At 50.9% G+C, this 11,817-nt stretch carries 13 protein-coding genes and 1 tRNA gene; 7 read left to right on the top strand and 7 right to left on the bottom strand.

Annotated elements, in window-relative coordinates:
• From ACXJJX_RS10605 to ACXJJX_RS10575, 7 genes are all read right to left on the bottom strand, one after another.
• On the bottom strand, positions 1-1,061 hold a 1,061-nt coding region (locus tag ACXJJX_RS10605), incomplete at its 3' end, for an SNF2-related protein (RefSeq protein ID WP_456434568.1).
• Between the two features lie 21 nt (positions 1,062-1,082).
• Entirely contained in the window at positions 1,083-1,316 is a 234-nt protein-coding gene (locus tag ACXJJX_RS10600; protein ID WP_456434567.1) for a hypothetical protein, read from the bottom strand.
• 382 nt (positions 1,317-1,698) lie between these two features.
• Positions 1,699-1,962, bottom strand: a complete 264-nt coding sequence (locus tag ACXJJX_RS10595; RefSeq protein WP_456434566.1) for a hypothetical protein — start codon at positions 1,960-1,962, stop codon at positions 1,699-1,701.
• Between the two features lie 167 nt (positions 1,963-2,129).
• Positions 2,130-2,206 (bottom strand) — tRNA-Pro (locus tag ACXJJX_RS10590).
• Positions 2,207-2,243: 37 nt separating this feature from the next.
• Positions 2,244-3,089: a DNA-formamidopyrimidine glycosylase gene (mutM, locus tag ACXJJX_RS10585; protein WP_456434565.1), complete on the bottom strand. Its 846-nt coding sequence runs from the start codon at positions 3,087-3,089 to the stop codon at positions 2,244-2,246.
• Positions 3,082-4,152: an AI-2E family transporter gene (locus ACXJJX_RS10580; RefSeq protein WP_456434564.1), complete on the bottom strand. Its 1,071-nt coding sequence runs from the start codon at positions 4,150-4,152 to the stop codon at positions 3,082-3,084. The genes mutM and ACXJJX_RS10580 overlap by 8 nt, the downstream gene beginning before the upstream one ends.
• Entirely contained in the window at positions 4,149-4,730 is a 582-nt protein-coding gene (locus tag ACXJJX_RS10575) for a hypothetical protein (RefSeq protein WP_456434563.1), read from the bottom strand. Before ACXJJX_RS10575 ends, ACXJJX_RS10580 begins: the two co-directional genes overlap by 4 nt.
• Before the next feature lie 82 nt (positions 4,731-4,812).
• On the opposite strand from ACXJJX_RS10575, the gene hslO reads away from it, so the two are divergent.
• The 7 genes from hslO (at position 4,813) to ACXJJX_RS10540 (ending at position 11,781) form a co-directional block, all read left to right on the top strand.
• Positions 4,813-5,733, top strand: a complete 921-nt coding sequence (hslO, locus tag ACXJJX_RS10570) for an Hsp33 family molecular chaperone HslO (protein WP_456434562.1) — start codon at positions 4,813-4,815, stop codon at positions 5,731-5,733.
• Entirely contained in the window at positions 5,705-6,775 is a 1,071-nt protein-coding gene (locus ACXJJX_RS10565) for a serine hydrolase domain-containing protein (protein ID WP_456434560.1), read from the top strand. The genes hslO and ACXJJX_RS10565 overlap by 29 nt, the downstream gene beginning before the upstream one ends.
• Positions 6,776-6,851: 76 nt before the next feature.
• Positions 6,852-7,958: an aminofutalosine synthase MqnE gene (gene mqnE / locus ACXJJX_RS10560; protein ID WP_456434559.1), complete on the top strand. Its 1,107-nt coding sequence runs from the start codon at positions 6,852-6,854 to the stop codon at positions 7,956-7,958.
• Positions 7,959-7,973: 15 nt separating this feature from the next.
• Positions 7,974-9,074 carry a cyclic dehypoxanthinyl futalosine synthase gene (gene mqnC / locus ACXJJX_RS10555; RefSeq protein WP_456434558.1) on the top strand — a complete coding sequence of 367 codons (1,101 nt, stop codon included), beginning with the start codon at positions 7,974-7,976 and terminating at the stop codon, positions 9,072-9,074.
• Positions 9,061-10,263, top strand: a complete 1,203-nt coding sequence (locus ACXJJX_RS10550) for an amidohydrolase family protein (protein ID WP_456434557.1) — start codon at positions 9,061-9,063, stop codon at positions 10,261-10,263. Before mqnC ends, ACXJJX_RS10550 begins: the two co-directional genes overlap by 14 nt.
• Entirely contained in the window at positions 10,256-11,083 is an 828-nt protein-coding gene (locus ACXJJX_RS10545; protein ID WP_456434556.1) for a menaquinone biosynthetic enzyme MqnA/MqnD family protein, read from the top strand. Before ACXJJX_RS10550 ends, ACXJJX_RS10545 begins: the two co-directional genes overlap by 8 nt.
• Positions 11,077-11,781, top strand: a complete 705-nt coding sequence (locus ACXJJX_RS10540) for a ubiquinone/menaquinone biosynthesis methyltransferase (RefSeq protein WP_456434555.1) — start codon at positions 11,077-11,079, stop codon at positions 11,779-11,781. The genes ACXJJX_RS10545 and ACXJJX_RS10540 overlap by 7 nt, the downstream gene beginning before the upstream one ends.
• Positions 11,782-11,817: the final 36 nt, after the last annotated feature.

Here is an 11,817-nt window from a genome sequence, read left to right as displayed (position 1 = left end):
AGGAAATCTTTGAGAAACTGTTGAGTACGGCGAGACTCTGTGAAAATAACGGCTTTTCGAGCCGCCCCCATTTCCTCCATTTTTTTAAAGCCAATTTCTAAAGCCTTAAGAAGAGCTCGGGCCTTACTATCTATGCCTATGCTTTTCGCCCAGCGAATGAGGGAGTCAAGCTCAGAAATTTCGGCTTCAAGTTTTTGTAAATCGATTTCTTCTGTGGAGAGTTCTTCCTCCGGCTCAGTGTCTTCTTCAATAAGTTCGCTTTCGAGCTCTTCCTCATTGAGGATGCGTTCGAGCAGGTCGCTATCGTCTTTTTCTTTGAACCCATCTCGAAGTCCGATAAGTCTGTCACGTAAAGCCTCTAGCATGGCGGCTACTGCTCTCGGAGAAGAAGCCAAAAGTTTTCTGGCAATTAGAATCATGAGATGACGATGTCGCTTTGGAAAGGCGTAAGTATCTTCACGCTGTAGATAGGATGATATAGCTTCATAAAGGCCTTGCTCGTCATCCGAAGGAGTAAAGGGTTGGGTAATAAGACGCCTTTCAGTGTAGCGAATATATTCGGTTACCTGACGCCTAAGAGTTCGATAACAAAATTTTTGAAGCCTTTCTCGTAGCTCTAACAAATTACCGTTTCGTCCCATATATTGGGCACGAAAAGCTTTTAGATCTCCAAAAATGCGTTCGTCAATCAAAAGAGAAAGTCCATAGAGTTCGAGTAGAGAGTTTTGAAGCGGGGTGGCCGTCAAAAGGATTTTAGGACGGTCTTCCAGCGCAAATTTTATATTTCTTCCGATCCGATTCGAAGGCCGATAAAGATTTCGCAGTTTATGGGCTTCGTCTATAACTACTAGATCCCAATTAACTGCGCGAATGTAATGGGCCATCCGGCTGGCATAGTGCATAGAAGTAATAACAATTCGGTCACAATCGAAAGGATTGGGATTGCCTTGTGCCATAGATGCTTTGAAAGATTTAGCATCAAGAATAATTGTAGGCAGGAAAAATTTTTCCTCTAATTCAAGAGACCATTGTTTGCGAATAGAAGCTGGACAAATAATCAAAAGTTTACGCTTGCGTTCTGCTCAAAACTGGCATAGTACTAACCCGGCCTCGATAGTTTTTCCAAGACCTACTTCATCAGCCAAAATAACTCCTTTGGAAATAGGAGAACGCAAAGCAAAAAGAGCGGCTTCAATTTGGTGAGGATTAAGATCAACCGCGGCATCAAAAAGAGAGTGCGATAGACGGGTTAATTCTTGGCTACTGCGTTGTTTAATAGCGTAAGCGTAATATTTAGCGTGATAGTCGGTAATCATAGTTTTATTAGCTCACGACTTATTTTCTTCCACTATTTTTTCTTTTTTACATCGACGCCCCATTTGGTTCAAAATTTTTATTACGCCGCATTGAGGTGGACCTTCCCTTTAGAACGAAACAACGTAGAGAAAGATATTTCAGAAAAATCCATCTCTTCTGAAGCGTGCTCCAAGGTTAAAGCCACAATTTTTCCATCTTTATCGACATCAACATATAGATTTTCAGAAACTTCATAGTTTCAGTTGCTTCTCGATTAGAAAGGAGAGAGACCCGGGGCATAGCCAGCGCCCTTGCCACCGGCTCAAGCTGATAGGGTTCGATCTCTATAGCCCTACGGAAGGGAGCGGTAAAGGAGTCATTGGCGAATACCGAGGCCTCGGTTCACTTGAGTGAAAGAAGAAGCGAGGCCAATCTTTCCGGAGGGTCCCAGGCCGAAAGGTCAGGAAAACCTATCACATCTTCGACCCAGGAAGAAACTTCAAGCTCCCAAATAACTTCAAGGGAAGTACCTAAGCTATGGTCTTCCAAGGATTCAAGGGTAACTTTGTAAAAAGTCGCTTCAGCAGTGGTATATGGGCTGATGTCATGAACTAAAAAGGTCTGGTTTCTTACCCTTATTATCTGGCCGGGTTCTGGGATTATCATTCGCTTCAGAAAAAAAACTTCCCCTTTGTTTTTAAAAACCATGGAGAATGGAAAACGGCTTTAAAAATGCCCTCTGGTTCTCCTAATATCAAGAAAAGTTACACCCGGCCAGACTATTCCTGGGGAAACTGAATGGCTTTGTAAGTGTTGGTTTTATCGAGGGGAAATGGTCGGGACGGCAGGATTTGAACCTGCGACCCCTGCGTCCCGAACGCAGTGCTCTGCCAAACTGAGCCACGTCCCGACCGGGGATTTTTAAGATATCATCGCCGATACACTAGTCAAGACGCCTTTTGGGGAAAGAGTCTGCCCGACCGGATAGGATAAGGCTGGCAAGAGGGGCAAAAATGGGTGCTCCGTCCGGCAACGGTCTTCCGAACGATGGCGGTCCCACAGCGCCGACAGGGGTGACCTTGACGCTGGTAGACACAATGGCGGGTCTGGAAGCCCCCGGCCCGGCCCTGACCATCGACATAGTCTCTCACTGTTGAACCTCGACAAGAAATGGCCTCCTTTAAGACTTCTCTGATGGATTTAAATAATCTTTTGGCTTCCTCGGGGCTTAAGTCTTTGGCTGACCTCTCTGGATGGACCCCCGCCCGGAAAAGGGCCTCATCGGTATAGATATTCCCTAGACCGGAAATAAAACCCTGATCCAGGAGGAGGGCTTTGATCTTGCGGGCTCGTTGGTAGAGGCCGGCCATAAAGGTCTCCAGAGAAATTTCAAAAGGGTCAGGGCCCAGGTGGGCTATGGCTCGATGTTCTTCTAGTTTTGAGGTCTCAACCAAGTCCAGAAAGCCAAATTGCCTAAGGTCTGCATAGAAAAGACGACTTCCATCATCAAGTTCAAAGATAACGTGGGTATGGTCTGGTTGATTCTTTCCGTGAACCAGTCTCCCGGTAAGCTTCAAGTGAATCAGAAGACTGAGGCCGCGAGATAGATGAATAATGATTATTTTTCCCCGGCGTTCAAGCCCAAAGATTCTCTGGCCCACCAGGGCAGAGAAGGCCGAAGGTGGCTGACGAAGGACTTTTGGCAAAAGGATGGTCAGGGCTATTATCCTCCGCCCCAAAAGCCTTGGAGATAGATCTTTGACAACGGTTTCAACCTCTGGGAGTTCAGGCACCCTTTACTCCGGGTAGAATACGAGAGCGATAAATCTCTAGGATAGATATACAAAGGGCAATAATAATGGGCCCCAGAAGGACACCCACAAAGCCAAAGAGGTTAAGGCCACCAAGGATACTAAAGAAAAGAAAAAGATTGTGGATATCGGTACGCCCGGCAATAAAAACCGGCCTTAAGATAGAATCTATCTGGCTTATAACCAAGCCCCCAAAAAGAAACAGGACCAGGGCCTTAAGATAGAGCCCTTTGACCAAGAGATAAACAGTTGCCGGGCCCCAAACGAGGGCTGTTCCGAAGATGGGCACAAAGGCAGAGATAGTCATAATGAGCCCCCAGAGCAAAGGTGCCGAGAAGTCCAAGATCCAGAGGATAAAAATTCCCAGACTACCCTGGACCATAGCTGTAAGGACACTACCGTAAAGGGTCGCTGTCAGGACTTGGTTTATCTTCGTGGCGATAATATCGACATCATTTGCCGGAAGGGGGACAAAACTTTTAAGGGCATAAAGAAGGTCGTCTCCATCCCGAAAGAGATAGTAAAGGGCTACCATCATAAAGGCCCCTTGAATAACAAGACCGGCTACGTTTTTGAAGATCACCGTCCCCTGGCGGATGAAAAAATCGCCAAACTTGCGGATCACGTCTACTAAGCTCTCTTTAAAGGCTGCCTCCTGCTCTTGAAGCGTTCTCAGGACACCTTCTCCCAGACGCTGGAAAATGGGATGTTCCTGAAGGTTAGGAAGGATCTGAAACCCATTGGCCCCCAGAGAAGTGTGGATTTCGGAATAGATCCGGATAACCTCGTTGGTAAGGGCAGCCAGGAAGACAAAGACCGGAACAATAATAAAAAATATCAATAAAAGACACATTAAGAAAGCCGCCAGCCCCCGGTGCCCCTTAAGACGACGACGCAGACGAAGATTAAAGGGAAAGAAGAAAAGGGCCAAGATCACCGCCCAAGCAATGGCCTTAAAAAAAGGAAGAAAAAGACCCAAGCCCAGAAGAAGAACGGCAAGGGCAAAGAGAAAGAGAATTATGGAAACGAAAACCTGAGCGCTCAAGGTTTTTGACCGAAGCCGGCTCTTTTAAAGCCCGGATGTTCTTTTTGTTGGTTGATAACATCGGCCGTCTCGGGCATCAAGACAAAGGCCAGGGTCTTAAGGGATCTGAAGACGCCATCTCCGTCAAGCCCCAGATCCTTGACCCAAGAAGAAAGCTCCGGAAGACTGCAATTAATGGAACAGGGAGCACCTCTGGCCACGTCCATGGCCTCCTGGAGCAAGAACTCTTCAAGCCGATCACAGATCTCTTCTCTGACTCTCTCTAGAAGGCTGTCTTCTAGAGCCTGGCGAGAACAAAACCTCTTTAGCCTCCTCCAGTTTACGATAGCCCGGGCTAGCCCTCGATAGATAGACTTTTGGCGATTCTCGGGGGTAAGATCACGAATGATAATACGCCGGTAGCGTTCTAGGACCGCCTTCTTCAAGGCCAAGAGATGGCCTTCTTCAAGCCTTATCCCCGGTCCTTCGGGATCCTCAGTCAAAAAATAGATAGCATTATAGAAGGCCACCTCTGGAATTTCGCCCCCGGCCTCGACAATGGCAAAGGCCTCTTCGGCCACCAGCTCCTTGTCATCCATGGAATCTAATATTACCAAAGACCCCGATCAAATTCAGTAAGGCTTCTTGAAAAGTCTTTGTTTGAGGCTAGATATAGGCGACATGGAAGATTACTTTTTTCGTGGTATAACCAAAGACGGAGCCTTCCGGATCATCGGCGCCCGAACAACCAGACTGGTAGAGGAGGCCCGCCGAAGGCACCAAGCCAGTCCCACGGCAATTGCTGCCCTGGGGCGAGTGATGACCGCCGCTGTCCTCCTTTCGGCCGATCTCAAAAAAGAAGATCATCGGGTAATGATCCAGATTCAAGGTGGTGGCCCCTTAGGAGAGATCCTGGCTGAGGCCGATGGCAGGGGCCGGGTTCGAGGCTATATCCAGCGTCCGGCGGTCCATCTTCCCCCAACTAAAGCCAAGAAACTAGATGTCGGCGGGGCAGTTGGCTCCCAAGGTTTTTTCTCGGTCACCAAGGACCTGGGGTTAAAGGAGCCCTACCAGGGATCAGTCCCCCTTGTCTCCGGAGAGATCGCTGAAGACCTGAGTTATTATCTCAGTGTATCAGAACAGATCCCCTCAGCAGCGGCCATTGGGGTCTTGGTGGAGACTACCGGAGAAGTAAGAGCCGCGGGGGGAATCCTGTTTCAGACTATGCCTGAGGCCAGTGAAGAGGCCGTAGCCCATCTGGAAAAAGCCCTTAAAACCATGCCTCCTCTCACTAGTCTCCTCTCCCAAGGATTTTCTCCCGAAGAGATTGCCGGTAATCTCCTCGATCCAGGTGTTCTTACCATTCTGGAGACAAGACCACTTGTCTTTGGTTGCCGCTGCTCGCGACAGAGAGTGGAAAAGGCCCTTATTGCCTTAGGAGCGGAAGAGATCAAGCACCTTATGGAAGAACAGAAAACCACCGAGATAAGCTGCGACTTTTGCCGGACCTCTTATTTTTTTGACCGACGGGACCTCCAAAGACTCCTTGAAGAGATCTCTGCCTCAAAAGACAATGGCCACCAAACTCGAAGAACTCCTTGACCGAGGAGTAAAGGAGAAGGTCTTTCCCGGATGCGCTCTTGGCATCTGGTGCGAAGGTCAAAGCCGCTTCTATTATCGGGGCCGCTCAGGTCTGACTCCTGGAGCCCGGGCCGTCTCTGAAGAGACCTGGTTTGATCTGGCCTCTCTAACCAAACCCCTGGCCACTGCTCTGGTAGCTATGGCCCTGGTGGAGGAGGGAAGTCTGGACCTGTTTTCCCCAATAAAGACCTTTTTCCCAGCCCCTTATCCCCTTTCAGAGGTCCCCGTGGCCTTCCTTCTCTGCCACTCAAGCGGCCTTCCGGCCCACCGTCCCTATTTTGCCCGGCTCATTACCTATCAGCCAGAAAAAAGGCGCAGGCTGTTCCTGTACTGGACCTTGGCCGAGCCTCTCGGTTATCCCCCTGGATTCAAGGAGATCTACAGTGATCTTGGTTTCTTTCTCCTGGGGGAGATCCTCAGTCTGGCCGGAGAGGCCCCGTTTGATGTGCTTGCTCAAAGGATCTACCTGAGTCTTGGGCTTTCCGAGGCTCTGACCTTTTGCCCTAGACAAAGGAAGATCCCCCTTGATCATATCGCTCCCACTGAGCTCTGCCCCTGGCGGGGAAAACTTATCTGGGGGGAAGTCCATGATGAGAACACCTGGGTTCTAGGAGGGGCTGCCGGACAGGCCGGCCTATTCGGGCGTCTTGAAGGGGTCCTTTCCTTGACCGTAAGACTCTATGAATGTTATCAGGGCCAAGCCGGTCCCTTCAAAAAGGAGACCGTGGAGATTTTTTGGAACTGGCGCCAGCAGGGGGGAACCTGGGCTCTTGGTTTTGACCGGCCCCAGAAGGAAGGTTACTCCTCGGCCGGAAGCCTCCTTTCCCGAGAGGCCTGGGGTCATTTGGGATTCACCGGGACATCCTTTTGGATTGATCCTAAACGGGACCTGATCATCGTCTTCCTGAGCAACCGGATCCATCCCCGACGAAACAACGAAAAGATCAAGGCCTTCCGGCCCGTCCTCCACGATCTCATCGTCGAGGAAATCTCCTCTTGGTAAAGGAGGCCGGGCTCTCTGGATAAGCAAAAATTTCTGTGTATAGTTATGGCCGGAGGCGACCTTGGAGACGGACTCAATGACAGAGAAGATACCCCTTCTCGCTGAAAGGGCGGCTCTTAGGGCCGGCCTGGGAGACATCCTGGAGAAGGTCATAAAAGGCGAAAGGCTTTCCTTCCAAGACGGCCAAAGGCTATTTGAGACCACTGATCTCCTGGCCCTTGGGTATCTTGCTGGAGTGGCCAGGAGACGCCATTCCGGACAAAAGGTCTATTACATCTACAATCAGCACCTCAACTACAGCAACGTCTGTGTTAACCTATGTAAGTTCTGTGCCTTCGGTCGTCCCAAAGATGACTCGAGAGCCTATGAAATGAGCCTTAAGGAGATCGAGGCCAAGGTTCGGGCTCGGCTTTCAGAACCTATCCGGGAGATCCATGTCGTCGGTGGCTGCCATCCTGATCTTCCCTACGAGTACTATCTTGAACTCATTCGCCGTCTTAAGGCCATCCGCCCAGAGGTCCAGGTTAAGGCCTTTAGCTGTGTAGAGATTGATCATCTGGCCCGGATTTCCGGCAAAGACATTACCCAGGTCCTTGAAGAGCTCAAGGAAGCAGGGCTCTCCTGCCTTCCTGGAGGAGGGGCAGAGATTTTCAGCCCTCGGGTAAGAAGACTTTTGTGTGAAAAGAAGATCAGTGGCCAAAGGTGGCTTGAGATCTCCAAGGCCGCCCACAGACAGGGAATTCCTACTAATGCTACCATGCTCTATGGCCACATTGAGACCATAGAGGAAAGACTTGATCACCTTTTGGCCTTAAGAGAGGCCCAGGATGAGACTGGAGGTTTTTTGTGTTTTATCCCCCTGCCCTTCAAGCCCCAGAAGACCCCTCTTAAGGTGGCCTCGACCACGGGGATTGAAGACCTACGGATGATCGCTGTTTCCCGGCTCATGTTAGATAACTTCCCCCACATAAAGGCCTACTGGATCTTCTTAGGTCTAAAGCTAGCCCAGGTGGCCCTGGCCTTTGGGGCCGACGACTTTCACGGAACAGTAATCGAGGAGCGCATCAGTGAGCTATCAGGCGTAGAAGACGACAAGGTCCTTACCAGGGACGAAATAGAACGTCTTATTAGAGAGGCAGGTTTTGAACCCGTTGAACGGGACAGTCTCTACAATCCAGTCTAGCTAGGGAGAGTTAACTTGGAGGAAAAGGCCTGGTCTTCCCAAAAACTTATAGACATCTCTCAAAAGATACTCAATGGAGAGAGGATCGGCCTTGAAGAGGGCCTCTACCTTTATAAAGAGGCTGACCTGACCACGCTGGGGGCCCTGGCCCACGAGGTTCGTCTGAGGTTACATCCTGAAGCCGTGGTCACCTATGTAGTTGACCGCAACATCAACTATACCAACATCTGCATCTCGGGGTGTAAGTTCTGTGCCTTCTTTCGGGCTCCTGGACAGACTGGTGGCTATGTCCTCAATAAGGATACCCTGCGCCAGAAGATAAAAGAGACCCTTGAGCTCGGAGGAACCCAGATTCTCCTCCAGGGAGGGCTTCATCCAGACCTTGACCTCTCCTTTTACGAAGAGATGCTCTCTTTTATGAAGGCCGAGTTTCCTGGTCTCCACATCCATGGCTTCTCCCCCCCGGAGATCATCCACTTTGCCCAGATAAGCGGCCTGGGGGTGGAAGAGGTGCTTAAAAGGCTCATCCGGGCCGGACTCGATTCTATCCCTGGAGGAGGGGCCGAGATCCTGGTAGACCGGGTAAGGCACCAGCTTTCACCCCGGAAGTGCTCCTCCCAACAATGGCTATCGGTGATGGAGATCGCCCACGGCCTGGGCCTTAAGACCACAGCCACCATGATGTTCGGCCACATTGAGACCATAGAAGAACGTCTGATCCACATCATCCGTATCCGGGAGCTTCAGGATAAAACGGCCGGTTTTACGGCCTTTATTCCCTGGCCCTTTCAGCCCCGTAACACAGCCATTGAGGTCTCTCCGGCCTCTGGGGTCGAATACCTGAGGACCCTGGCCCTCTCTCGTATCCTCCTGGACAATGTGGCCAATATCCAGGCCTCTTGGGTAACCCAGGGCCCAAAGATTGCTCAGGTGGCCCTTTATTTCGGAGCAAATGATTTCGGGAGCACCATGATCGAAGAAAATGTAGTTGCAGCCACTGGGGTTAGCCATCGCCTTTCCGTAGAAGAGATCAGGCGTTTTATTGAAGAAGCTGGCTTTGAGGCTAGACAACGCCTGATGGACTATCGTCTGGTTGAAAATCATGTCAAAACTTAAGATCTTCCGGGCCAAGTTTATCTATCCGGTCACCTCTCCGGTCATCGAAGATGGCATCATTGCCACGGCTCAGGGTAGGATTATTGCTGTCGGTCCTTACCGGCAGCTAAAAGATCTAGGATTGATCTTTGATCTGGGGGAGGTAGTCATTCTGCCGGCCCTGGTAAACGCCCACGTCCACTTGGAGCTCTCGGCCCTCAAGTGGCGACTCACCCCCACTGGTTCTTTTATCTCTTGGGTGAAGAGCCTTATCAAAGGTCGAACAGAGATAGATGAAGAAGAGGCCAAGGAGGCGGCTTGGCAGGCCGTACGTGAGATGTGGCAAGATGGCATCGGAGTCATCGCCGACATTGGCAACACCCCTCTGGCCTTAAGCGCCCTTGAGAGTTCTCCTGTCGAGGGGATATTCTTCCGGGAGATCATAAACTTCCGGAACGGATCTCGAGAGTTCAAGGATCTCGTTGGTCTGGGACGAACCCCGGGCATCAAGATCAGTCTTTCAGCCCATTCCCCCTACACGGTCTCCCCTTTGCTTCTTCAGGCCATAAAGGCCTGGACTCGAAGCCGCCGTTCAGTCTTCTCCATTCATGTAGCCGAATGTCCAGAAGAAGTTCTCTTCTTAAAGGAAGGCTCTGGGCCCATAAGATTTCTTCTTGAGGAACGTGGCCAGTGGAATCCTTCCTTTCGTCCCCCAGAAATGAGCCCGATTGCCTATCTGGATTCTTTAGGGCTTCTTGACCGCCGAACCCTCTGTGTCCACACTGTTCAGGTAAGCCTTGAGGATCTGGAGCTTATCGCCCGTTCCGGGGCCTCGGTCTGCCTATGTCCTCGAAGCAATACCTACCTTGGGGTGGGGTTGCCGCCGGTAGAAAAGTTCCTCGAGCTGGGGATAAAGCCAGCTTTAGGGACAGACAGTTTGGCCAGCAATGACCGCCTCTCTATATTCGCCGAGATGGCGGCCATCTCTCGCTTCTTTCCCCGAGTCCCTCCAGAAGAGATCCTCAAGATGGGAACGATCTACGGTGCCCGGGCCCTTAACCTTGAAGACGACTGGGGCAGCCTCGAAAGAGGTAAACGAGCTGCCTTTTTGAGCCTACGTATCGATGGCCTGGGGCTTGAAGCCGAAGACTTGGCCAGCTTCCTTACCAGCTCAAGTCAACCACCGGAGCTCTCTTGGATATATGGCTAAAGTGACCATTGGAATCGTCGGTTTTCTGAATACGGCCCCCTTGCTCTTTACCTTTAGGGAGTTAGCCGCCTTGGCAGACTGGGAGATTATTGAGGCCCCTCCGACAACCTTGAATCAGGCCTTAGCCGCCGGAGAAATAGATCTGGGTCTTGTTTCCTCCCATGAATATGCCCGGAAGGCCCAGAACTATCTTTTGCTCCCAGACATATCCATAAGTGCCACTGGGGCCGTAGGAAGCGTCCTTCTCTTCTCCCGGGTACCCCTAGAGGAGATTGGCCCCGGACCGGTACTTCTGACTCGCCACAGCCAGACCTCAGTAGCCCTGCTTAAGATGATCCTCGAAGACGAACTAGGCCTCAGGCCGAGATACTTTGTGGGCAACTGGGCCGAAAGAGATCTCTTTCGGCCCCGACCGGTGGCCTATCTCTCCATTGGCGATGAGGCCCTTAAACTAAGAGGGAGCCAACCTTGGCCCCATGTCTATGATCTGGCCAGTCTCTGGCTCCACTTTACTGGGCTGCCCTTTGTCTTTGCGGTTATGGCCGTCTGCCGACAGTTTGCCCAAGAAGGCCCCGAGGTTTGCCGAATAGCCGAAGCCCTCTATCGTTCACGCCGCGAAGGGCTCAGACGCCTTGAAGAGATAGCCTGCCAGTGTAGTCAAAGGATATCCCTGTCTGAGAAAGAGTGCCTTGATTATCTTAAAGGGCTTGAATACAACCTTGAGGCCTCCAAGATAAAGGCCCTAGAGATCTTCTATCGGCGGCTCTTTAAAAGAGGAGAACTCAAGAAACCGGTCCAGATCGAGTTTGTTCCATGCTAGCTGGGAAAAAGACTGACAAAAAAAACTTTGTCAGGCAAAAGTTTTCGGCCGTGGTCAGGCGCTATGACCTGATCAACACTGTAACCAGCTTCGGGATTGACCACCTCTGGCGTCAGGCGGCTGCCAAAGAGCTTTCTCACTATAAGGGGCCAATTCTTGATCTCTGCGCCGGAACCCTACCGCTATCACTGGAACTCGTCCGACAAGAGCCCCGGCCCATAATGGCGGTTGACTTCTGTTACGAGATGCTGGCCTATGGCCAGGGGCGCCTTGAGGGGAGGCGTGAGAGGCCCCTTATTCACTCAATCTGTGGAGACGGAGAGCAAATTCCTCTAAAAGAGGCCTGTGTCTGGGGGGTGACGGTGGCCTTTGGGGTCCGAAATCTTTCCCGTCCGGAAAAGGGGCTCTCGGAGATGTATCGAGTCCTAAAGCCTGGGGGGAAATTGGTCGTCCTTGAATTCTCAAGGCCCAAGGGGCCGTTCAGGGCCATCTACCGCTTTTATCTCTCCCGGATCCTGCCCAAGGTGGCAGGAATCATATCTGGAGACGAAGAGGCCTATCGCTATCTGGCCTCTTCCATCTGGTCTTTTCCCGAACCGACCCGTTTTGCCTTCATGATGGAGGAGGCCGGCTTTAAAGAAATATCCTACCGGCCATTGACCTTAGGAATAGTAACTATATATACGGGACTCAAATAAAGGCCCTATTCTCTGAGAGAAGTCTGGAGGAAAAAT

The organism is Thermosulfuriphilus sp., assembly GCF_054026695.1.
The sequence above is the reverse complement of the archived record's forward strand: the minus strand, read 5'-3'. Positions and strand labels throughout refer to the sequence as shown.

Bases quoted from the DNA above. Each gene is read 5' to 3' on its own strand.
- ACXJJX_RS10595 (WP_456434566.1), bottom strand. From the start codon at position 1,962: ATGATAATCCCAGAACCCGGCCAGATAATAAGGGTAAGAAACCAGACC.
- mqnE (WP_456434559.1), top strand. From the start codon at position 6,852: ATGACAGAGAAGATACCCCTTCTCGCTGAAAGGGCGGCTCTTAGGGCC.
- ACXJJX_RS10540 (WP_456434555.1), top strand. From the start codon at position 11,077: ATGCTAGCTGGGAAAAAGACTGACAAAAAAAACTTTGTCAGGCAAAAG.
- ACXJJX_RS10575 (WP_456434563.1), bottom strand. From the start codon at position 4,730: ATGGATGACAAGGAGCTGGTGGCCGAAGAGGCCTTTGCCATTGTCGAG.
- hslO (WP_456434562.1), top strand. From the start codon at position 4,813: ATGGAAGATTACTTTTTTCGTGGTATAACCAAAGACGGAGCCTTCCGG.
- ACXJJX_RS10545 (WP_456434556.1), top strand. From the start codon at position 10,256: ATGGCTAAAGTGACCATTGGAATCGTCGGTTTTCTGAATACGGCCCCC.
- ACXJJX_RS10600 (WP_456434567.1), bottom strand. From the start codon at position 1,316: ATGATTACCGACTATCACGCTAAATATTACGCTTACGCTATTAAACAA.
- ACXJJX_RS10550 (WP_456434557.1), top strand. From the start codon at position 9,061: ATGTCAAAACTTAAGATCTTCCGGGCCAAGTTTATCTATCCGGTCACC.
- ACXJJX_RS10565 (WP_456434560.1), top strand. From the start codon at position 5,705: ATGGCCACCAAACTCGAAGAACTCCTTGACCGAGGAGTAAAGGAGAAG.